This window comes from Planctomyces sp. SH-PL14, from assembly GCF_001610835.1.
Taxonomy (GTDB): Bacteria; Planctomycetota; Planctomycetia; order Planctomycetales; family Planctomycetaceae; genus Planctomyces_A.
In genome coordinates this window covers 2,853,346-2,875,900 of record NZ_CP011270.1, presented here as the reverse complement: position 1 = coordinate 2,875,900, position 22,555 = coordinate 2,853,346, and the positions used below count along the sequence as shown (strand labels likewise).

Sequence of the window (22,555 nt, the reverse complement as noted above, 5' to 3'; positions counted from 1 at the left end):
TAGCTCAAACCCATTGTGCCATGGCCGCTGGGGTCAAGGGGGCCTCGCCCCCTTGCCGCCGGAGGCCTCTTCTATGAGGAACTATGGGACGAAACGGATGTCCCCTTTGTGGTACCGGCGCTGAGAACTCATCGCTCGCTTTGAACTCCCCGCGGGTTGGTGAGGGGGCATCCGGCACGTCGTCCGCGTCTGGACACGATCTCCTTCAGACATCTCTCGACGGCCAGGCCTCCGGCGGGCAAAGGGGCGTTGCCCCTCTGCACTCCCCACCAGGGTGCCCCTGGACCCGGATGAGGTCAGGTGCGGCTGCGTGGTGATGCGTCGTCACGGGATGCCGGCGGCCAGTTCAACAGCAGAGCCGCCAGCATCACAAGCCCGAGGTGTACCGTATTCGCCAGCTCCGACGCATGATGATACCGCTCAAAGTCCGTGGTCCGGGTCTGCCCAGGCGGCGTGATCATCGCAATCAGCGGCCGGTAAATCGCCAGATAGTCCCCCGCCATCAGAACCAGAGCCAACACCAGAAGAACGCTCACCACCCCGGCCCGGCGCCCGCTTCCCACGTGCCGCCACCCAAGCAGCGTCCCCAGCAGCGCCGCCCCCACGAGCCCGAACCCGAACAGGTAATACGGCGGAAACCGCAGCGCAACGAGCCGGTCCGTCACTTCCGACGTGAACTGCCGCGAAAGAACCTGCCCCACCGAAACAATCACGAACAGAACTGCGGCTCCGACCCACGCGGAGGCACAGAGGCGGGCCAGACAAAGTGCCAGTCGAGTCATGCTACTCGCCGAGTCATACGGATTGCGGCGTCGAAAGACCAAGGAGCTCGCGAACCTTGCCGCCGATGTCGGCCGACCGCATCAGCGTCTCCCCGACGAGAATGGCATCGACATCCGAAGCGATCAAGGACTCGACGTGCTGACGGGTCTCGATCCCGCTCTCGCTAACGAAACAGACCGAACGGGGAACCTGAGCCCGAATCGTCGCGGAGTGGCCGAGATCCGTCTTGAACGACCGCAGGTCGCGGTTGTTCACGCCGACGAGCCGCGGCTCGACCTTCAGGACCCGTTCAAGATTCTCCGGCTCGTACAGCTCGATCAGGGCCTCCATCCCGAGCTCGCGGGTGTAGGCGTACAGGTCCGTCAGTTCGTCGTCGCTGAGGCACTCGGCGATGAGCAGGACGGCGTCCGCGCCGGCGATGCGGCCTTCGAGGATCTGGTAACGGTCGAGGATGAAATCCTTCCGCAGCAGCGGAATCGAAACCGCCGCCCGGATCTGCCGCAGGAACTCGAGATGCCCCTGAAAGAATTTTTCATCGGTCAGCACGCTGATGCACGCCGCGCCGCTCCCGGCGTAAACGCTGGCGATCTTCACCGGATCGAAGTCGTCGCGGATCAGCCCGGCCGAAGGACTCGCCTTCTTGACCTCGGCGATCAGACCGATCGGGCCGCGCGCGCGGATCGAGCCGATGAAGTCCCGGACCGGCGGCGAGGCCGGCAACTGCTCCAGGAGATCGGTCACCGGAACGCGGCGCTTCGCCTCCGCGATCTCGGTCCGCTTGTGCTCGACGATCCGGGCCAACACGTCTGACATGCGACTGGCTTGGGGAGAGTTCTCGGTTCTCAGTGGTCAGTTCTCAGCCAGAGACGGGAGAGCCCGAGAAGGTTGGGGCCGTCTTTGGTCATCAACCGGCGAAATCGGTCCGAGGCCGCGTCAGGCGGCCGCCTCGGGCTTCGGCTTGCTGCGGATGAAGCCGACGCAGAACGAGACCAGCATCGCGATCCAGAAGGTCCAGAAGGCCGGCGAATGCGGGCTGTGGAAGTCCAGGACCGTCTTCGTCGTCGAGTTGAACCACCAGTCCGCCAGCAGCTTGCCGCCGATCACGCAGACCAGGAGATACGCGGCGGTTTCGAACCGCGGGAACTTCTCGAGGAGCTTGATGAACAGGACGGCGGCGAACCGCATCAGGATCACGCCCAGGATGCCGCCGGCGATGACGACCCACAGCTGCGGGTGCGGCGCGGTCTCGGGATGGCCCTTCGGCGGGGTCCCGACGAGCGCGATCGCCGCCAGGATCGAGTCGATCGCGAAGGCGATGTCGGTCAGCTCGATCACGAGTACCGTCGACCAGAACTTGCGGGCCGAGACCCGCGCGGCCGCTTCTTCCTTCCGCATGACCTCTTCGGAGACCGGGACGGGAACGCGCTCGGCGATCTCGACCTCTTCTTCGGTGTCGGTCAGTTCGCGGCCGGTCGTCCGCTCGACGATGCGCGGCTGGCCGGCGGCGTCGGAGGTGATCGTCTCATCCACTTCTTCCTGCGTCTCGAAGAAGAAGTGCTTGAGCGCGACGTACAGCAGGTACCCGCCGCCAAGGAGCTTCACGACCCACCACCGCAGCAGGTAGCTGGCGGTGGCGATGGCGATGAACCGGAAGACGAACGCCCCGACGAGTCCGTAGGTCAGCGCCCGGGGCTGCTGCGCCTTGGGAAGCCGCTTCGCCAGCAGCCCCAGGACGAGCGCATTGTCGATCGACAGAACCCCTTCGAGGACGATCAGCAGCCCGATGAGACCGAGGTGGCCCCATTCGAACTCCTGGCCCCACGGACCCGAGAATGCGAGCAGATTCGTCATCGAGCCGCCAAACAACGCGTCCACCGCCACTCCTCAAAGGTCCTACGGATCCACAAGACCGCGGATTCTAGCCGCGTGCCGAGGGGGATGCGACATCCGTACCCCCGCTCTCGCGAATCGCATTCCGCAGAGATTCACGCAGAAAGCGGGAACGGCTGGCGAGTTGCCCCGGACCGCTCAAAACGCTTCCGTTTCACGGCGATTTCGCGGCGCGGGCTGCCGGAATGCCGCTTGTGAGGAAAACCGGGGCCCGCCCGCCGATCGGCCGGCGCCGGAATCACCTCGCGGCTGGATCCGGCTACGGGCCCTTCAGGCTTGGACTTTCGGATTTCCGCCTCTAAAACGCAGTCCGCCTCCTGCCGGAGCCGTGGACAGGTTTGACCATGCCGAACGAACAGATTGCACGCCGCCAGTGGCTCGACAGCTGGAAGTTCGCAGGGCTGACGCACGTTCCCAACAGCCCGCCGGCGTCAGCCGCGGACGCGGCGGCCGTTCCTGAGGCGGAGGTTCCGGTTCCGCCGGCTTCCCCCACTCCTCCCGTGGCGGCCGCGCCGGTCCCTGCTGCCCCCGCTCCTCCGGTCGAAATCGAGCCCGAAGTCGGCCCCCCGCCGCGGGAAATCCTCGCAGTTGAACGGGCGGCCGCCGCTTCCCCTGCTCCTCCGCCGGCCGCTGCGGCCAGTCTCACCGAACCGGACGACATGCCGCCCGCTCGCGCCGACTCCCTCCAGAGCCGACAGGACCGCCTCGCCGCGCTGGCGGCCCGCGTCGCGCAGTGCGTCCGCTGTCAGGAACTGGCGCAAACCCGGACTCAGACAGTCTTTGGCGTCGGCAACCCCAATGCCACGGTGATGTTCATCGGCGAGGCCCCGGGGGCGGACGAGGATGCCCAGGGAGAGCCGTTCGTGGGGCGGGCCGGGCAGCTTCTCAACCGGATCATCACCGCCTGCGGCTGGAAGCGGGAAGACCTCTATATCTGCAACATCCTCCGCTGCCGCCCGCCGGGGAACCGGACGCCGCTGCCGACCGAGGCGGCCAACTGCCGCGAATACCTCGACGGGCAGATCGAGACCGTCCGCCCCGAGTACATCGTGTGCTGGGGCTCCGTCGCGGCGCAAAACCTGATGGGCGTTACAGATTCGATCGGAAAGATGCGCGGGCGATTCTACCGCCACGGGGAGGCGAAGGTCCTCTGCACCTACCACCCGTCGTACCTCCTGCGGAACCCGGAGGCAAAAAAACCGGTGTGGGACGACATGAAGTTCCTGCTCGCCGACATGGGGCTGACCCCGCCCGCCCCGTAGAGGCCGGACGGGCGCCGCATTCTGTAACCGTGCCCCCTCCTCATTACTGGAAATTCAACTTCCAGAGTTTGACGGTCATTCTGATCGCCGATACGCTTACTGAGACAGCGTCTCAATTGCGACTGCTCTGGCGGCGACAATGGTTCGGCAAACTGATCTGACGGCTTCTCTTCCCGCGCAAGACGACCCGATCGTCTGCCGGTGTCTCGCCGTTCGTCAGTCCGAAATCGTCAATGCCGTCTCGGCTTGCGGCGCGGAGACCTGGAAAGATGTCCGGTCGATGACGGGAGCCGGAGACGGCTGCACCTGCTGCCATCGGCGGATCAACGACATCATCGGCGCCTGCGGAAGCTGTCCGCTGAGACGCAATCTCTAGAAGCCGGTCTGATGGAACCGGCTCGGCTGTCCGCTCTCCTGGCGATCACCCGGCCGCCGGCCCTGATCAGATCACCGGCAGCGAAATCTCCGCCGGATGAGGCGGCTCGACCGAAAACTTCCGCGGCCGCTCGGCCGGAAGCATCGCCTGCATGTACTCCCACATCTGCTCGGGAGCCTCAAAATACTGGTCGTAGATCCCGTCGTCGTCGTACTCGCAGTTGTCGGTGGAGTACGTGCGACAGATCGTCGGCCGGGTCTCGTAGATTCCGCAGCGGTTGTCGGGCAGCAGGTGGCGACAGTCGTTAAAGACCATCAGGTACCACGTCTCCCCTTCGACGAAGAGCCCGACCCGCCCGTGGAGCATGAACCAGCGGATGTTCTCGTACTCTTTCCGCTCCTCCGGCTTGTCGATCGGCAGCGCGAAGTACCGGCAGCACTTCCCGCTGCAGTAGCTGCAGAGGACCTCCCCGGCGGGAAGGTCTTCCTTTTTCATCTTGGTGACGACGGCCGAGATCATGGGGATTGGCGAATGAGATGGGTTTTCGCGACGCGGGGAGTGTAACCGCAGCCTCGGCGTTCGTCAGGGATCGGAACGGGACGCCGCCGCGCGTTTCAAGGAGACACGCCGTCTGGTCGGTCCGTTGGGAGCGCCAGAAGCTGCCGGCAGGTTTCGAAAACGCGATTCAGCCTCGATCGGACGGCCGCGGCCTTCGGCTCCTGCAACAAGTCCTCGCCACCCTCCCGAAATCCGACGACGCTCCAGTCATTCCCCTCTCGCTGAAATGTGGTCACCAGAGGAGCACCGAAAGGGTTGCCCATCTGGATCCGGAAGGTCCGGAAATCGGCCGAAGCGGTATGGTGCCGAATCTTCTCCAGGACCTGATCGACCGTCAGGGGCATCGGCTCGCCGTCTGGATGAGTCGCGCGATCGTTCCAGTAGGCGCGGACGAAGTGGTTCGAAAAGGGGCCGAAATCGACGACGCCGGGAGGAAGTTGCCGAAGGCTTCGAATGCCGCAGACGTCCCGCAACCAGCGATCCGCGGTATCGTCGAACGAGACACTCTCCCAGGTCTCGTAGAACCGGGAATCGAGCGACTGGAACGGATCCCAAGCCTCGCGACCTTTCTCGAAACCCATTTCGGTGATCCAGGCGGTGAGGATCTGACGACGTTCCGACTGCGATCGCGGATAAGGATCACCGACGATCGCCATCGCCTCGCGCAGGATGTCGGCGATGTGCGGCAGATCATTTCGTTCGCACCACTCCGCCATCTCGGGAGCCATCGTCCCCGTCTCGTTCCCGAAGAACTGGTGGAGGCCGCCGTTCTGGATGTCTGACACACCGTATGCCATCGCCCCCAGCAGTTGGATATCGCGGGGCCACTGTGACAGCGACGGGTCGTAGCCAGTTTCAGTCCAGCAGTGGAACTCGCCAACGTCGTAGATCCACCGCCACCGCTCGTGGAAGTGGCACCTCTCGACCCGCAGGCATTCCAGTTCCTGGAGCAATGCGTCGCGGACGGCCAGATCCGTCGACGTCGTCAGACGATGGATGACTTCGTGTTCCCGTGACAGATACCCGCTCATCCTTCTCGTGCCCTATTCATGGCGAAGGGCTGATTCCTCAGACGATGACTTCTGACGTCTGATCCGCGGACTTCGATCCGGCGCCTCGATCACGTTGTCATCCTGATGCCGAGATCGTCTTCAAATCCGCCCGCACGGTCGCATACGTTTCCGAGAACGCCATCCCCTCGGGATCGGGGGCGACTCCCCAGGTCTCGCAAGCGGAGCGGTACACTTCGGGCCACCAGTTTCGGTGCTCGGTCAGTCCCTGGTCCCGGTATTCGTGCCAGTGGCTCAGGACGCGGGACCAGCACTGGTCGCCGTAGGCGAGCGCTTCGTTCAGGCCGGCGAATCCGGGGACGTACCACTGCCGGCCGATCTGGGCGTGGAGGACTTCATCGGCCCAGTCGAAGTCCTGGAAGACCCCCGAGAGCGGGTTTCCGGAGGCGGTGCCGACTTCCCACTCGTACCGCTTGCCCGTCCGGGGCATGAGCCCCTGCTCGATGTAGAACAGGACGGCGTGCCGTTCCTGGGCGGTGAGCTGCGTGTTGAGGTTGAGCGACCAGGTGAAGTTGATCGGGATGGCGGTCCAGTCGATGCCGAGAGACCGGAACCCGACTTCCCCCATCATGGCGTGGCGAGCTTCGTCCCAGAGCTGGCGGGACATGTCGCGGTAGAAGCCCCACGGCTTGCCCGGGGTCTCCGCCAGGATGCTGGCCATCATCTCCGGGACGTCGATCTCCCGCAGGCGCTTGTAGAACATCATCAGCGTCTTGTCGCGCGAGGAGAACCGCTCGTCGTAGAGGAAGGCCTCCGGGTTCACGCCGGCGTTGTACGGGTCCTGAAACCGGGCGTCGCGGCGCGGGACCGGATCGAAGGCTCGCGGCCGCGCGGAGAAGTTCCGCTCAGGAAGCGTTTCGCTCAGCGGACCTGCTTGGCCCGACAGCCCGCCCGCGGCGGCGAGAGCCTGTCCGAGGGACGCCGTCCAGGGCTGCAGGGCTTTGCGCTCCGCCGGAGAGAGGAGCGCGGCGAGGGCGGTTTCGCCGAAGCGGAGCATGTCGGCGACTTCGAGGTCGGCGAACCGCACGAGCCGCGCCGACGGGGCATCCGCCAGCCGGTTCGTCCGTTCGAGGTATTTCGCGAGCGCATCCTGGACCGCCAGGAGCATGATGCCGTAGGCCCCCCAGACGAGTTCCCGGGAGGAGGGAGCGGACTCGATCTCATCGAAGACGTACGCCAGCCCCGGATGCGGGACGACCTCCAGTCCCAGCGGCGGCTCCCGCATCTCGCTCACGCGGGTCCGGATGGCGGTCGCGTGCTCCGCGCAGAGATAGGCGTGGTGGCTGTAGGCGGTCTTGAGCTCGTATTGCGGCTCCGACGGAATCCGGGCAATCAGGATCTCGTGGAGCCGGACGAAGGCGAAGTGCAGCCGCTTGAGCCACGACACCGCGGCATCGACCGAAAGCCCCTCCCGCGACGCCTCCTCGAAGGTGCAGAGGCCGGCCAGCGGAGGAATGCCGACGACGGGGGGCGGACCGGGAACGTACTGCTCAGCCATGACGGACCTTTGACGAAATCAGTGCCGCCCGCTTCCGACGATCGGCCGGAAGCGGCGACATCCACGCTTTCCCGAGGCGCTCCAGCAGAATACCGTGCCGATCCCATGAGTGCATTTGAGTTCTTCCTCGACCAGACCGACACCGCCACCCGGGCCCGCCGCGGCCGATGGGTGACGCCGCACGGGACGGTCGAGACTCCCGCCTTCATGCCGGTCGGGACGCGGGGGACCGTCAAGGGGGTCTGGCCGCATCAGCTCGCCGACCTCGGCGCGACGATGATCCTGGCCAACACGTATCACCTCGCGATCCGGCCCGGACCGGAGGTGGTGCGGGACCTGGGCGGTCTCCACGAATTCATGCAGTGGTCCGGGCCGATCCTGACCGACAGCGGCGGCTTCCAGGTCTTCAGCCTCGCCTCCGCGCGAAAACTGTCCGACGACGAGGTCGTCTTCAAGTCGCATCTCGACGGCACGCTGCTGCATCTCTCGCCGGAGAAAGCGGTCCAGATCCAGGAGGACCTGGGGGCGGACTGCATCATGTGCCTCGACGAGTGTCCGCCGGCCGATGCGCCGCTGGACGTCATCGCCGCCGCGGTCGCGCGGACGACCGCCTGGGCCCGCCGCTGCCGCGATGCCCACCGCCGCGCGGACCAGGCACTGTTCGGGATCGTCCAGGGGGGAATCGACGAGGGGATGCGGATCCGGTCGGCGTCGGAGCTGCTGCCGATCGAGTTCCCGGGATACGCCGTTGGGGGGCTGAGCGTCGGCGAGAGTCCCGAGCAGATGTACCGGACGCTCGACTTCACGGTCCCGGTCCTGCCGGAACGGAAGCCGCGGTACCTGATGGGGGTCGGCCGGCCGATCGACCTCGTCGAGGCGGTGATGCGGGGGATCGATCTGTTCGACTGCGTGATGCCGACCCGCAACGGGCGGAACGCGACCGCGTTCACGAGCCGCGGGATCGTCAAGCTGCGGAACCAGAAGCACCAGCGGGATACGGGGCCGCTCGATCCGGACTGTGCCTGCCCGGCGTGCCACGGTTTCAGCCGCGGCTATCTGCGGCACCTGTTCCAGGCCGACGAGATGCTGGGGCCGATGCTGATCTCGGTCCACAACCTGGCGTACTACCAGGACGTCATGAAGGGGTTGCGGCGGGCGATCCGTGAGGGGACGGTGCCGGCGTTCCGCGAGCGGATTCTGGCGCAATCGCGGTTGGAGGGGACGGGCAAGGGTGACGGCGACGCCGCGATCTGAAGATGCGTTGTTTGCAACTCCGATCTTTGTTCACTGAAGCACAGCGTGGGTATTGCGCAGAAGGACGCGTTCTGCTCCCGCTGTCTCGAACCGCGTCCTTGCCGGCGTAGCTCCCTTTGCTCAAACCCAATGTTCTTCGGCCGCTGGGGTCAAGGGGGTCTCACCCCCTTGCCGCCGGAGGCCTCTTCGATGACGAACCGTGGGACACAACGGATGTCCCCCTTGTGGCACCAGCGTTGAGGACTCCCTCACATCCCACCGCTGGCTTTGCAATCCCCGCGGGTTAGATAGGGGGGCATCCGGCACCTTGTCCGCGGTTGGCCCCTCGCTCTTTCAGAGAGATCGAGACGAGACGGGCCTCCGGCGGGCAAAGGGGCGTTGCCCCTCTGCACTCCCCACCAGGGTAGCCCCTGGACCCGGGAAAACTCGCAGCCCTCGCAATTACTTCGCCGCCGTCTGCGGAGCAGCGATCCCCGGAGAGCCGGTCCAGGACTTCTCCACCTTCTCCGACTCGGCGTTCCACAACCGAATCTCCCCGTCAAAGCTGCCGGTCACGACCTTATTCGTCGCCGGATGGAAATCAACCGTGTAAAGCCAGTCCTTCGAGCCCTGGAAGTTCTTGAGCTGCTTGCCGTCCGCCGCGTTGTACAGCCGGGCCGTCTTGTCGGCACTGGCACAGACGACACGGTTGTCCGGCAGAATCCGGAGCCGGAGAACTTCGCCGCCGAGTCCCATATTGCGGGCCTGCTTCGAGTCGGCGATCTTCCAGACCCGGAGCTGCTTGTCGCTGCCACCGGAGATGACGTGCTCGTTGTCCGCCAGGAAGCCGACGGTGTAGACCGCGTCCGAGTGCGCGCTGAACGTCGCGACGCCGTCACCCGTCTTGCTGTCGAAGACCTTCGACGTCTTGTCACGGCTCGCGGTCGCGATCCGCTTGCCGTCGGGCGACCAGGCGACGTCCATCACCCAGTCGGCGTGGTCTTCGATGAGGACTTCTTCCTTCCAGGTCGCGACGTCGAAGATGTGAACCGTCCGATCCGCGCCGCAGGTGGCGAGGCGGTTCCCGTCCGGACTAAGGGCGACGCCGAAAACGGAGTCCTCGGTCGTCACGAGATCGGCGAGGAGCTTGCCGTCGGCGATCTGGAAGACCTTCGCTTCCCCGACCTGCCCCGGCGTGCCCGCCGCAATGACGATCCGCTGGTTGTCGGGATGGAAGACGATGTGATGGACCCGTTCCGCGACGTTGCCGATCCGGCGGACGATCGTCCCCTGCTCCATGTCCCACAGCAGAAGCTCGTGGTAGCCCCCGGTCGCCAGCAGTTTTCCATCGGGGCTGATCGCGACGGCGGCGACCGAGACCGGGACCGGATAGGCCTCCGGCGCGGCGGGCTGCGTGAACTTGGGGATAACCCGGATCAGGGCCGCAGTCGGCTCGACGCCGACGTCGAGCTGGGCTCCGAGCTGGACCCACTTGTTGACGAGGGCGATCTGCTCCGCGGTCAGCGGGTCGGCGTCCTGGGGCATCGTGCCGTCGGCGATCTGCTGGCAGAGATTGCTGTCGGTCTTCCCCGGCTCAATAGCGGCGCCCGACTCCCCCCCCTTCATGATCGCGGCGTAGTTCTCCATGTTGAACCGCCCCTTGGCCATCCGGGCGTTGTGGCAGGCGAGGCACCGCTGGTAGAAGACCGGCGCGACCTCCTGCGAGAACGAGACCCACTGCCCCATTCCCTTGAGGTGCTGCTCGACCCCCTTCTGCTTGGCGATGTAGGCCTGCCGCGCGGTGGTCGAGGCCGCCTCCAGCTGCGGGACCTGTCCCTTGAGGGCGGTCACTTCGGGATCGAGCTTGGCGATCGCTTCGTTCGAGGTCGTAATCGTCTGCTGGGCGGCGGCGATCGTTTCGTTCGTCTTCTTGACGACGGCGTCGGCGTCCGCGAACGGCTTCGTCACGCCTTCCAGGGCCTTCTTCTTCTCCTCGACGACTTTGTTCTTCTGCTCGAGCGTCTTCTTGCTCTCGTCCTGTGCCTTCTTGGCCTCTTCGATCTGCTTGGCGTCGTTGGTCTTGGCCGCTTCTTCCGCCCGCTTGGCCGCTTCCTCGACTCCCTTGTTTGCTTCGGCAGCCCCCTTGGTCGCCTCTTCGAGCGCCTTGTCCGCCGCGGTCTTCGGCTCGGTCGCCTTGGTCAGGGCTTCCTGCTGCTTGGGGAGCGCGTCCTGCTGCTCCTTGAGACGCTTGTTCGCGAGGTCCAGCTCCCGCTTGGCCTTGAGGAGCTGCTGCTCCAGCATCCGCAGCTTGCCGGCCCCCTCCTGATGAGCCGCGGCGGCCGCCGTGCTCTGGGTCTTGGCGGCATCGGACTCGGTCTTGAGCTGCGTCAGCGCGGCATCGTCCGCCAGACCGACGGACGTCACTCCGAACAGAACGGCCAGGAGCGAGAACGCGCGAAGGAACGACATGGGCATAGACAGCTTTCCCTAGGCGGGCTGGGGGCGAGGGAGGCGAGCGGGCGGGGCCGGTCAACAGTGGACCGGGAGATGGACCGGGCGTCCATCGGTCGGGGGAGGAGGGACTCGGAGCGACAGTCACATGCGTGAACGTCGATTTGTAAGGTGCCGAGACGGGGCGCGGGTGTCAAGGTTCGGAGAAGTTTGCTCCGGCCGTGCCGAGACAGGACGAGCGTCGAGATCGCCGCTGCCTGGGACCTCAGACGAGCGGGCCGCCGGTGTGGCGGACGTAGAGCAGGCCGCTGTAGACGACCACGCCGGCGATGACGAGCGTCCCGAAGATCAGCAGCCGCCGCGCGGTTTCCAGCCGCGTGAGGGCCACGATCTGGGCGATCAGGCAGACGACGAGAACCGTTGTCAGCTTGTAGCCCAGCAGCCCCTTGGTCACCCCCCAGCGGTAGAGGAAGTAGCTCGCGAACGGGTTGGCCTCGTAGAACCGGCCGTTCTCCGGCTGAGCCGACATGAGCATCCAGTACGTCATGAAGAAGTCGAGCAGGTTGACCAGGATGAAGACGTTCGTCTCCGTCTCGAGCGGCAGCCGGCCCAGCAGCAGTTCCTTCCAGCCTCGGTGACGGCGGCGGTCGGTCATGGCCTGATCCTGCGAGATTCGAATGCCAGGGGAGAAACGTGCCGGCGACGGCTCGGAAATCGGCTGGTCCGACCGCGCTCCGCGGGATGGCTGCTCCGGCACAACCCGTTCAATCGCCCGTCCCTGACGAGGAGTCTACGGAAACAGCTGCCCCGCAGGCGAACGGAAACGCCCGCTTTCCACCGACGGCTCCCGGCAGCGCGATCCGGAAAACTGTCCTTTCGGACAGCGTGTTGCGAATTCCTCCGCGGCATGGCACGATGGCGGCTTCAACGGTCTTTGGCGATGGCACGCTAGGCTTTATGTCGCTCAACAACTCAGATCCCGGTACGCGCCCGGATGGACAAGATTCGCACGTCATGAGTGATTCCTCGGTCGGACGGGCCGAGACTCCTCCGGACGAAGTCAGCAGCTCGATCTTCGACGATCTCCCTTCTTCGACGCTGGCCTCCTCCGAAGGACGGCTGGGTCTGAACAAGGTGGCGGAGTCGAACACGGATGTGCTCGATGCCGCGGCGGTCAAAGCGGCGGCCGAGTCCTCCGTCCACACGCTCCCCCTGGAACCGACCGCGGCAGCGGAGGAGACCAGAACGGCGGGGACAGGGGCAACAGGGACCGGGGAATCGGGGACCGGGGAATTCGGCGAGAGCCCGGAGACGCCGGGGAATCCCTCGCCATTGGCCAACGAGCCGGGGGAATTCTCCTTCCCGCGCCCGGTGTTCGACACGACGGTTCCGATCCCCCTTCCCGAGGATGGAGGACTGGCGGCGCTCGATATCGGCGTCGAGCCCCCTTTCGAGACTGAGCAGGAGCCGCCGACCGTGGCCGATGCCGCGGTCGTGGAACCGGCGGCATCGGAAGCTGAACCTGCCCCCCCGTCCGACGTCCCGGCAGTCAGCGCAGAGGCGAGCGTGGCCGACGCGGCCGCCGAACCTGTGACGGCGCCCGAGCCGGCACCGATGCCCGGTCACGAGGGAGAAGACCCGTACGCGACGTTCGTCTTCCCGACCGCAACGTCCTCTCTGACCGCCAATGAACTGTCGACCGTTTCGTCGCCCGCGCCGACCGCGCCTCCGTCGGAGTTGAGTCCGACCGGCGACGTTGCCAGCGGCGACGCCAGCCCTACGACACCTGCGGACGAGGCGGCGGCTGAGCAGCAGACACTCGAGACCTTGCCGGCGGGATTTCCGCTCCCTCTCGAAGAAGCAGCGGCCTTCGGGGCCGCGGCGCTGGGCGTGGCCGCGATGACGGGGGCCGCTCCGGCGGCGGATGAGGCAACCGGCGATGCGCCGTGGCACTCTTCGGCTGCGTCCGACTCAGCCTTCACTTCGGACTCCGGGCCTTCGACCAGCCGCGTCCCCGCGTCCAGGCCCGCACCGAAGCGCGATACTCTCAAGATCGCGCTCATCAGCTACGCGGTCCTGTCGACGATCGCCGCCGGAATCCTGTTCAAGCGGCTGATGGACAAGTCGGTCCGCGAGGACCGGCTCGAAAGTCTTCCGGACATGCCGGTCCTGAAGGCGGGCCAGGTCAAGGTGATGCAGCAGGATGTGGAGCTCAATCCGGGCCACAGGATCCGCCTGGGTGAGAAGCGGCGGTTCGGCAACATCGAGGTCGAGCCGGTCCGGCTGACCCGCGGCATGGTGGAGTACGTGAACCCCGTCGATCCGTCGCTCGCCCCGCTCCCGGAAGGGCCGGTCGTCAAGCTCTGGATCCGCTTCCGCAACGTCTCCCAGGACCAGACGATTCCGGTCCTGGACCGGTATCTCGTCTACACGAAGCAGCCGATCGGGCTGACTCCGGGATATCAGACGAACAATTTCATCGCCAAGGCCTCGGACCACCGCGCGTTCGGCTACATGCTGACCCATCCGCACACCGACCAGAATGTTCTCAAGGGGCAGGAGCTGGGCCACGAGCTCGCTCCGGGCGAGACGCTGGAGACCTTCATCCCGTCGACGCCGGTCCTCGACATGCCGGACGAGGAACTCCTGTGGCGGTTCCATCTCCGCAAGGGGTTCAGCAAGTCCGGACGGGGGGTGACGACTCTCATCGATGTCGCCTTCCGGCCGGAGGAGATCTCGGAGGAGGGGGGCGCTCCCCAACAGTCGAAGCCCAGCGGAGCTAACAGGGGCTAGCGGTAGAAATGCGTTGTCCCGCTGGCTCGGACGACGTCCTTGCCGGCACAGCGTCTCAGCTCAACCCAGCGTGCCACGGCAGCCGGGGTCAAGGGGGTCTCACCCCCTTGCCGCCGGAGGCCTCTTCCTCGCTGAAACATGGGACACAACGGACGTCCCCTTTGTGGAGCCGGCGTTGAGGACTCCCTCACAACACACCGCCCACTCTGCAATCCCCGCGGGTTAGATGAGGGGGCGTACGACACTTTGTCCGCGCTTGGACACGTGCTCCTTCAGACATCTCTCGACGGCCAGGCCTCCGGCGGGCAAGAGGGCGTTGCCCCCTTGCATCCCCCACCAGGGTGCCCCTGGACCCGGTTGGGACACAGTGCCGGATCTGACGTCTGTTCCGAATGTGACGACCGTCCGGGTGTCTCGCGTTGCTTCCTTTCATCAACGCAGTGATTCGTGCGCTTCCGGGTCAACGGGCTGTCCCGCGGCGTTTCTATCGGGAACGTTAGTAGGACGAGGAGTTGTTGTGCGAGATTTTCGCATCCGCCGAATTCTGGCGGGCGATCTCCGGCGGCTCCCCTTTCCGAGTCCCTGAAACGCTTCGCGCCGGATCGGTCCTCATGTCCTCCCTGCACACCGTCGAATCGTTCCTGGCTGGAACGCGCCTGAGCGGAATCGTCTCCGAATCCCGTCTCAGTGACTTTGTCCGCGACCTTGAGTTCCGCGGGGCCTGTTCGTGGGACGCCGATCGGCTCGCTCACGAGATGGTCCGCCGCGGCCTGGTCACCCCCTGGCAGTCCGAGGCGCTGCTGCAGGGGAAGTTCCACGGCTTCCACCTGGGACCGTATCGGCTGCGAAAGCCCCTGCACCGGCAGGAGACGCGATCGACCTATCTCGCGGAGCGTGTCCCGACCGGCGAGCCCTGCGTGCTCAAGATCGACCTTCCCCGCCGCGGTCCGGACGAGGCCATTCTGGAGCGGCTCCGCCAGTCGATGGAGGCCGCGTCGATCCCCGAGGATCCGCACCTCCTGCGGATCTCCGATGTCGGAACGGACTCCGCGGGGATCAATGCGATCCATTACCTCGCGATGCCGCTGGAAGACGGACACGACGACGCCGAGATCCTGGAGACGCGGGCCCGGCGGAACGCCATACCGATGAGCGAGGTCGTGAGCCTCTTCCGGCAGACGGTCCAGGGGCTGTCCCGCCTGCACGAGGCGGGACAGCGGCATGGCGACGTCCGCGCGGAGAACCTGCTGATCGATGCCGCCGGCACCGTCCGGGTGCTGCCGGCCGGCTTTGTCCCGGTCTCAGCTTCCGAGCCCGGGGCAGACGGCTCCCAGTTCAGCGGGGGGGATGACCTGGCCGGACTCGGCCGGACCTTCTATTCCCTCCTCACCGGTCATTCAGCGCCCGCTCCTGGCGGCGACGACCGTTCCTGGTCGGCGCGGCGGCAGGAGCCGACCCCTCCGGTCCGCACGCTTCGTCCCGGCGTCTCGCCGGCGCTCGCCGACATTGTCGATCGGCTCGTTTCTCCGCGGCCGGATGACCGATTCTGGACGATGGTGGACGTTGCCGAGGCCCTCGACCGGTCGCAGTCCGAATCGCCTCCGGCTTCGGACATGAACGTGATCGCGAGCCTGGCTCCTGCGGTTCCGCCTGTCGCGGGACCGGAGCTTCGTCTCGCGCGGCCGGTGGCCGAGGAGGGATCGCGAGCGGCGTTGCCTCCTCTGGGGCCCGACCCGACGAACCCGGAGACCGACGTCCCGACGATCTCGCTTGCTCCCGCGCGTCCGGCGGGGCATCTGACGGATGGTGGGGATGGGGTGACCTGGGTCGTGAAGAATGCGCTTGTGCTGGGGATCGTGTTTGGCGGCGCGCTGCTGCTGATCGCCAGCTTCGGTCTCCCGGTGACCGCACGCGAGGAGGAGAAGCCGGCGCGGGCCGAACCGGCGTTGCAGGGGGAACCGGAGCCGACTCAGCTCTAAGGCAGGAGAACGACATCAAGTCGGGTCCAGGGGCACCCTGGTGGGGAGTGCAGAGGGGCCTGTGTTGTCTTTCTGGCCCTTTGCCCGCCGGAGGCCGTCTCGTCGGACACCGTCGGAAGAAGTATGTGTCCACGCGCGGACACCGTGTCGTATGCCCCGTCACCAACCCGCGGGGATTCCAGGGTGAGCGGTGAGTTCTCACTGCCGGTTCCACAAAGCGGGCATCCGTTGCATACCACGGTTCCTCACAGGAGTGCCTCCGGCGGCAAGGGGGCGTGGCCCCCTTGACCCCAGGCTGCCGTAGCACATTGGGTTTGAGCTATGGGAGCCGTGCCGGCTGGGACGCGATTTGAGCCGGCCATTCCGCGCGGGTTGCGATCCTCCTGTCTGGCGGCACAATGAACAAAGTGCCCGGACCGGCGGAGCGCCCTTCGCGCTCGCGTCGCCAACCGCGGCATCGTGCGGAAAGGCGTGACGTGAACCGAATGGATCGCCGGAACTGGCTGCGCTCATCCATGGTCCTGGCACTCGGCGCGCGGACCGCCTGGGGCGACACACCCCCCGCCGCAGGCCCCGGGATCGAGGTCGAAGAGACCCGGATCATCAGCTACAAGGCCCCGCTCTATCACGGCTGGCCAACGGTCGCGGCGCGGGCCAATGGCGAACTCCTGCTGGTCTTCTCCGGCGGCCGGGAGACGCACGTCTGTCCGTTCGGCCGCGTGGAACTGATGCGGTCCCAGGATGGCGGCAAGACGTGGCGGTGGCCACAGGTGATCTACGACGGTCCCATCGACGACCGCGATGCCGGCGTCGTCGAAACCGCCAAGGGAACCATCCTCATCACGACGTTCACGTCGCTCGCCTACGAGCCGGTGCTCAAGAAGGCAGAAGCGATCGCGGCGGGACAGCCGGGAGCCTGGGACGAAAAGCTGCTCAACGAGTGGCGGGCCGTTCACAACCGGATCTCCGCCGAGCAGCGGCAGGCCGAGCTGGGATGCTGGATGCTGCGGTCGACCGACGGCGGGGTGAACTGGTCAGCCCGCTACCGGGTGCCGGTCAACAGTCCGCACGGACCGGTGAGCCTGACGGGCGGCGGGCTTCTCTATCCCGGCGTGGCGCTCTGGGAGCCGGACCGGAAGGTCGGGGTGTGCCGGTCGACCGATGATGGTCAGAGCTGGGAATGGCTCGCCGATATCCCGACGCGGCCAGGAGACAATCACAAGGAGTATCACGAGATGCACGCGGTCGAGGCGGCGAACGGGACGATCGTGTGCCACATCCGGAACCACAACAAGCCGAACGCGGGGGAGACGCTGCAGTCGGAGTCGACGGACGGCGGAAAGACGTGGTCCGTTCCGCGGTCCATCGGTGTATGGGGGTTGCCGAGCCATCTGCTGCGGCTGCGGGATGGGCGGCTCCTGATGTCGTACGGCTATCGGCGGGCGCCGTTCGGGAATCAGGTGCGGGTGAGCGAGGACCACGGGAAGACGTGGAGCGCGCCGGCGACGATTTCCGGGGATGGAGCGGGGGGCGACCTGGGGTATCCGTCGACGGTCGAGCGGGCGGATGGTCGGCTCGTGACCGTGTGGTACGAGCGGCTCAAGACCGCTCCCGAAGCACAACTGCGGCAGGCGATCTGGAAGTTCGCTTAGCCGGCACCGTCCCGCCGACGCGCCTTAAGACGCGGTCACGCTGACGTGATGCGCCGCGCCCACAACGGTGACGTCTTCGGCCTGTTCGACGAGCCGCTCTACCTCGGCGATGTCGTTGAGCGGAACGATGCACAGGTCTTCGACCGTGTCACCCGGAAGGCGGCTCAGGAGATAGACGTTCGCCCAGTCGAGGGCCTGCGCGATCTGGGTCGCCGGGATCAGGTCGGCGGGCTGACGCTCGCGGAGCGGCTTCAGGGCGTCGCGCGGCTTGTGAGCTTCCCGGAGGATCTCCATCCCTTCCGACAGCGGCGCCTGGATCTGGCTCAGGAGGATGATCCGGCCGTCCTTCGAGACGAGGCGGCGGGCGACGTCGAGGGCGGCTCCGATCTCGAACCAGGTCTGCCGCGACGCCGGCTCGTCGACCGAGACAATGACCATCTCGGCCCGCTCGCCGGCGGCGATCTTCCATGCGGCGCCGAGCGCCGCGCGGGCTTCGCGGAAGACGGCGTCGGCCGATCCGGCGAAGACTCCCCCGGCCATCCCTCCCGCTCCCGGAATGACCTGAACGACGAACTGCAGTCCGGCGAGCCACTGGATCTCATCGATCATCTGGCGGATCGGGCGGCTGTCGTCCGGGCCCAGTTCGTCGTGCCCCTGTCCCATCGATTTGCGGAGGGCCTCGGTCGTTGAAAGGCCCGGGTAGAGTGCGCTGCCGGTGCCGCGATAGCCGAGGACGGGATCGAACGTCGTCGCTCCGAGGATGACCATGACGTCGGAGTCGAGGAGCTTCTTGCTGAGATAGATCCGCTCGCCGCCAGCGGTCGAGGCAAGGTAGGCTGCGCCGTCCTCGATGGTGGGGTCGTGGGTGGCCCACTGAACGTCGCGGGCCGCTTCCGGCGCGAGGGCGCCGCGGGGATCGCGGGCCCGCTGGCCGCGGAGATCGGCCGGCTGGAGCACGAGGATGTCCCCGGCCTCGACGCCATGCGAAGTCAGAAGCCGGACGACGCTGGAGAGGACCTGTTCTCCCTGCGGGACGCGCTGGTCGAGGACGAGGGCCACGCGGTCGCCGGGGACGATCGCCTGTCGCAGGGCGGGAAACTCCAGCGGTTGTTCGAGGAGTTCGTCGAGCTTTTCCGTCAGTCCGGCGACGGCCGGGGGGGGGACGAAGTTCAGGCGCAGCCGGGCCGGGTCGATAGAAAGTGAGAGGGGACGGGCGCTGCCGTAGGCGATGGAAACCGGGATCTGTGACATCCGGGGATCATAGAGGGGATGAGGGTGTAGGGACGAGCGTCTAGGGAGGAGGCAGCCGTGTCAGCGGACGAATAATCCGGGGTCCAGGGGGCACCCCTGGTGGGGGATGCAAGGGGGCAACGCCCCTCTTGCCCGCCGGAGGCCCTCTCGTCGAGAGATGTCTGAAGGACCACGTGTCCAAACGCGGACACCGTGCCGGATGCCCCCCTCACCAACCCGCTTCGATTTCCGGGCGAGCGGTGAGTTCTCAACGCCGGTTCCACAAAGGGGCGCCCGTTGTGTCCCACGGTTCCTCCGAGAAGAGGCCTCCGGCGGCAAGGGGGTGAGACCCCCTTGACCCAGGCTGCCGTGGCACGTTGGGTTTGAGCTATCGAGTCGTCCCGGCAAGGACGTCGTTTCCTTACGCCTCGATCGGCGTCGGCGGCACATGCTCGCGGACGAACCGCCGGACGATCTCAAACACCTCGGCGTCCTCGGGACTCGCGGTCTTCTCGACCGTGACCCCCAGCATCGCGATCTGCCGATCGACCTCCCCCCGGGTCAGCAGGTGAAGCCGCGTCGCCAGGATCGTCGCTTCGACAATGGCGTGCTTCGCCCGGTTGAAGCCACAGAAGTCGCGGATCCGCCCCTCGGCGACAACCCGGGCCGCCATCCGGGGGCGCTGGCCCGATTCGTCGATCGACTGAACCTCGACCTCGTACCAGCGGCACGTCTGCGCCAGGACTTCCCCTTCAACCCGACTGGTCGGCTGGAACTCCCGCTCGGGGGACGGCAGGTCGAGGGCCGCTTCCACGATCAGCCGGACATCGTCCGTGACGTGAAAGACCCCCTGCCCGGTCCGCTTGAGGTTGTGGTAGGTGACGGAGGTCGGAAAGGGGCGAAAGACGAACTCCGTCCAGTCCGGGCGGACGATCGGCCCCATGGGGGCGACGTTCGTCGTGCCGTCCTCGTTCCGCGTCGTCAGGATTCCTTCGATGATCTGCGGCATGGCACGACTCCCCGGCACGGCCTCCGGATGCGCAGTCCGGACGTCTCGGGCTCAACCCGAGCGAAGCCGTCGATCTTTGAACTGATCGAGAACCACAGCCCCCAGAATAACGGATCCAAAAATGACATTCTGCGTGTACGACTCGACATGCAACAAATTCATCCCATTTCGGATGACGGCGATGATCAGCGCGCCGACCAGGGTCCCGAACATCGTCCCCTGACCGCCGAAGAGACTCGTCCCCCCGACAACGACCGCCGCGATGACGTAGAGCTCGTACATCTGGCCGTACCGGGGGGAGCCGCTCTTGAGCTCGGAAGCCATGATGACGCCCCCCATGCCGGCCAGGATCGAACAGACGATATAGGCGAAGAGGACAACCCGCCCGGTCCGGATCCCGGAGAGCCGCGCGGCGACGGCATTTCCCCCAACCGCGTAGAGATGCCGGCCGAGGATCGTCCGGGACATCAGGAGGTGCGCGACAATGTAGAGGGCGAGCAGCAGCAGGACGGAGTTCGGAATCCCCCACTGCGTCCCTCGCCCCAGCCAGGTGAAGCTCGCCGGGAGGTGGTGCATCTCCTCCCCCTTCGTCGCCTTGTAGGCCATGCCGCTCGTGATGAGCATCGATCCCAGGGTGACGATGAACGGCGGCAGCCCCAGGCGGGTCACCAGCGTCCCGTTGAACAGGCCGATCGCCGCGGCGCACGCCAGCCCTCCGGCGGCGGCCACCACCATCTGTCCGGTCGTGGCGCTCTCGGCTCCGAATCGCCGCTCGATCAGCAGCCCGGTCACGACGGCCGAGAGGGCGATCACGCTCCCGACCGAGAGATCGATACCGCCGGTGATGATCACCATCGTCATGCCGATGGCGATGATCGCCACGACGACAATGTGGTTGGCGATGTTGAGAAGGTTTCCGACCTTGAGGAAGTCGGGCCACGAGCGGCTCTGGGGGGCGACGAGCGGAACGTCCTTCAGCGCCGGAAAGTCCGCGGCGAGCGAGTCGAAGAGAACCCATTGCCGCGCCGCGGGCGAGACCGCGATCGCGTCGGGCACCGGCGACTCCTGGGCGGCGGCAGTCAGCGTCCGCCGCCCTGCACGCGGTTCACCGGCAACCGCGGTGACGACCCGGCCGTTGCCCCGCGACATCGTCCCTTCAAAGCCTCGGACGAAGGCCGCTTCTTCCGCTCCGCTCCCGGCGATGACGACGAACCGGCCCCCCGGGTGCCGCGACAGCAGTTCCTCCGCCAGGCCCGCCCCGCCCCCTTCGCCCGAGATCGGCTGCGGCCGGATCGTCAGCACGCTGAAGACAGTGCACAAGATCAGCAGCACGCCGACCATGCCGTAGTCGGCCAGGAGTCTTCGGAGCGGCGAATTCATGGCGGCGCTTCAGGAGGTGATCTAGGGACCGGCCCGGACGACAATCACGGGGGAGGCGGTTCGGGCGCGGAAACGGACAGGGCTGCGGCAGGAACCTCGGCCGATTCCGGCGTGTGGCCGTCGAGGAGACAGCTGACGTTGACGTCCCCCATGACGTTGACCGCGGTCCGGCAGCGGTCGAGGAACCAGTCGACCGTCAGGAGCGTCAGGATGTACTCGGTCGGGAGTCCGACCGCCTTGAAGACGAGGGTCATCGTGACGATCCCCGCCTCGGGAATCCCGGCCGCTCCGACGGAGGCGACGATCGACGTCAGGACCACCATGAACTGCTGGCCGAGCGTCAGGTGCTGCCCGACGAGCTGGCTGATGAACAGCGCCGACATCGCCTCGTAGAGAGCGGTCCCGTCGTTGTTGAAGTTCGCCCCGACAAGCGCGCCGAGGCTCGCCGACCGCTCCCGCAGGCCGACCCGCTCCCGGAGGGCCGAGTAGGTGACCGGCATCGTCACCGTCGAGCTGGCGGTCGAGAACGCCATCACCAGGGCGTCCCGCATGTCGTGCAGGACCTTGAAGGGATCGACCCACGACCCGAAGCGGATGCGGACCAGGTAGTAGACCACCTGAAGCACGAGGGCCAGGAGCACCGCGACGATGAAGCCCCCGAGCGGGACGAACGCGTGGAACCCCCGGACGCCGATCAGCGACGCGACGATCCCGAACACCGCCAGCGGGATGATCTCGATGATCCAGTGCAGCAGCGTCAGCAGCGTCTCGAGCGCGGTGTCGACGAGGTCCGACACGGTGGCGATCGAGCGGTCCTTCCGGCTCCGCAGCGCGATGCCGAACGCGACCGCGATCATGATGACCGAGATCACCTTCCCCTCGTCCCCGAAGGGCCCCAGAACGCTCTTGGGAATGTTGTCGAGGAACAGCGAGAGCGGATTGACGACGGCGGTTTCCTTCGCGGGCTCCTCGAGCTTCACCGGGATCCACCGTCCCGGCTGAAGGATGTTGGCAACCAGCAGGCCGATGAGGATCGCCACGCAGGTGTTGAGCAGCAGCAGGCTCAGCAGCCGGAACGCGGCCCCCTTGGGAAGCTCCGCCCGCATCAGGACCTGGACCACCGCCAGCAGAATGAGCGGCGGCGCGAGGGCCCCCAGGAGCCGGAGCACGAGCTTGCTCGGGACCTCCAGGATGTGGGCATGCGGCCCCAGCACGACCCCGACGACGATGCCGAGGAGCAGGCCGGCCAGGATCCGGATGTAGAGCGGAATGCGGCTCCAGAGACTCAGCAGCGATGCGTCCCCGTGCTCCGGACGTGACAGTTCGCTCCCTTGAGCCGGGCCGGCATGCGGTTGCGGCGGCGGTCCTGACATCGGTCGTGTCCCCTTCTT

The 22,555-nt window shown here is 66.5% G+C and carries 18 protein-coding genes; 6 read left to right on the top strand and 12 right to left on the bottom strand.

The features are described 5' to 3' along the window. Positions 1 to 296 precede the first annotated feature (296 nt). From VT03_RS11245 to VT03_RS11235, 3 genes are all read right to left on the bottom strand, one after another. Positions 297 to 782, bottom strand: a complete 486-nt coding sequence (locus tag VT03_RS11245) for a hypothetical protein (RefSeq protein ID WP_156514421.1) — start codon at positions 780 to 782, stop codon at positions 297 to 299. A gap of 13 nt (positions 783 to 795) precedes the next feature. Then, positions 796 to 1,596: an indole-3-glycerol phosphate synthase TrpC gene (gene trpC, locus VT03_RS11240; RefSeq protein WP_075093070.1), complete on the bottom strand. Its 801-nt coding sequence runs from the start codon at positions 1,594 to 1,596 to the stop codon at positions 796 to 798. 120 nt (positions 1,597 to 1,716) lie between these two features. Further along, positions 1,717 to 2,658 (bottom strand): TerC family protein, encoded by a 942-nt coding sequence (locus tag VT03_RS11235; RefSeq protein ID WP_075093069.1) that lies wholly within the window; start codon positions 2,656 to 2,658, stop codon positions 1,717 to 1,719. A gap of 359 nt (positions 2,659 to 3,017) precedes the next feature. Between VT03_RS11235 and VT03_RS11230 the strand changes: the two genes are divergently transcribed. After that, the gene (locus VT03_RS11230; protein WP_075093068.1) at positions 3,018 to 3,935 is read left to right on the top strand and encodes a uracil-DNA glycosylase; all 918 of its coding nucleotides are present in this window, start codon (positions 3,018 to 3,020) and stop codon (positions 3,933 to 3,935) included. Between the two features lie 139 nt (positions 3,936 to 4,074). After that, complete coding sequence (locus tag VT03_RS11225) at positions 4,075 to 4,311, top strand: (2Fe-2S)-binding protein (RefSeq protein WP_075093067.1); 237 nt, start codon at positions 4,075 to 4,077, stop codon at positions 4,309 to 4,311. A 66-nt stretch (positions 4,312 to 4,377) separates the two neighbouring features. Here VT03_RS11225 and VT03_RS11220 read toward each other — a convergent pair whose 3' ends face one another. From VT03_RS11220 to VT03_RS11210, 3 genes are all read right to left on the bottom strand, one after another. Beyond that, the gene (locus VT03_RS11220) at positions 4,378 to 4,830 is read right to left on the bottom strand and encodes a YkgJ family cysteine cluster protein (protein ID WP_075093066.1); all 453 of its coding nucleotides are present in this window, start codon (positions 4,828 to 4,830) and stop codon (positions 4,378 to 4,380) included. A 95-nt stretch (positions 4,831 to 4,925) separates the two neighbouring features. After that, entirely contained in the window at positions 4,926 to 5,900 is a 975-nt protein-coding gene (locus tag VT03_RS11215; protein ID WP_075093065.1) for a DUF4375 domain-containing protein, read from the bottom strand. A gap of 97 nt (positions 5,901 to 5,997) precedes the next feature. Then, positions 5,998 to 7,437, bottom strand: coding sequence for a hypothetical protein (locus tag VT03_RS11210; protein ID WP_075093064.1), 1,440 nt, complete (start codon positions 7,435 to 7,437; stop codon positions 5,998 to 6,000). Between the two features lie 105 nt (positions 7,438 to 7,542). Here VT03_RS11210 and tgt point away from each other — a divergent pair, with 105 nt between their 5' ends. After that, on the top strand, positions 7,543 to 8,691 hold the full coding sequence (tgt, locus tag VT03_RS11205; RefSeq protein ID WP_075093063.1) for a tRNA guanosine(34) transglycosylase Tgt: 1,149 nt from the start codon (positions 7,543 to 7,545) through the stop codon (positions 8,689 to 8,691). Positions 8,692 to 9,132: 441 nt separating this feature from the next. On the opposite strand, the gene VT03_RS11200 is transcribed toward tgt, so the two are convergent. Together VT03_RS11200 and VT03_RS11195 are read right to left on the bottom strand one after the other, a co-directional pair. Next, entirely contained in the window at positions 9,133 to 11,139 is a 2,007-nt protein-coding gene (locus VT03_RS11200; RefSeq protein WP_075093062.1) for a c-type cytochrome domain-containing protein, read from the bottom strand. 247 nt (positions 11,140 to 11,386) lie between these two features. After that, on the bottom strand, positions 11,387 to 11,776 hold the full coding sequence (locus VT03_RS11195) for a DUF5658 family protein (RefSeq protein WP_075093061.1): 390 nt from the start codon (positions 11,774 to 11,776) through the stop codon (positions 11,387 to 11,389). A 359-nt stretch (positions 11,777 to 12,135) separates the two neighbouring features. On the opposite strand from VT03_RS11195, the gene VT03_RS11190 reads away from it, so the two are divergent. From VT03_RS11190 to VT03_RS11180, 3 genes are all read left to right on the top strand, one after another. After that, complete coding sequence (locus tag VT03_RS11190; RefSeq protein ID WP_075093060.1) at positions 12,136 to 13,914, top strand: hypothetical protein; 1,779 nt, start codon at positions 12,136 to 12,138, stop codon at positions 13,912 to 13,914. Positions 13,915 to 14,525: 611 nt separating this feature from the next. Continuing rightward, positions 14,526 to 15,893, top strand: a complete 1,368-nt coding sequence (locus tag VT03_RS11185) for a serine/threonine protein kinase (protein ID WP_075093059.1) — start codon at positions 14,526 to 14,528, stop codon at positions 15,891 to 15,893. A 485-nt stretch (positions 15,894 to 16,378) separates the two neighbouring features. Further along, entirely contained in the window at positions 16,379 to 17,545 is a 1,167-nt protein-coding gene (locus tag VT03_RS11180; RefSeq protein ID WP_075093058.1) for a sialidase family protein, read from the top strand. Between the two features lie 24 nt (positions 17,546 to 17,569). Here VT03_RS11180 and VT03_RS11175 read toward each other — a convergent pair whose 3' ends face one another. The 4 genes from VT03_RS11175 to VT03_RS11160 form a co-directional block, all read right to left on the bottom strand. Beyond that, positions 17,570 to 18,796: a lactate racemase domain-containing protein gene (locus tag VT03_RS11175; protein ID WP_075093057.1), complete on the bottom strand. Its 1,227-nt coding sequence runs from the start codon at positions 18,794 to 18,796 to the stop codon at positions 17,570 to 17,572. Between the two features lie 400 nt (positions 18,797 to 19,196). Next, on the bottom strand, positions 19,197 to 19,784 hold the full coding sequence (locus VT03_RS11170; RefSeq protein ID WP_075093056.1) for a DUF447 domain-containing protein: 588 nt from the start codon (positions 19,782 to 19,784) through the stop codon (positions 19,197 to 19,199). A gap of 51 nt (positions 19,785 to 19,835) precedes the next feature. Beyond that, entirely contained in the window at positions 19,836 to 21,164 is a 1,329-nt protein-coding gene (locus tag VT03_RS11165) for an ABC transporter permease (protein ID WP_075093055.1), read from the bottom strand. Positions 21,165 to 21,208: 44 nt separating this feature from the next. Next, a complete protein-coding gene (locus VT03_RS11160) occupies positions 21,209 to 22,537 on the bottom strand; it encodes a dicarboxylate/amino acid:cation symporter (RefSeq protein ID WP_082846129.1) in 1,329 nt (442 codons plus the stop codon). Between the last annotated feature and the right edge of the window lie 18 nt (positions 22,538 to 22,555).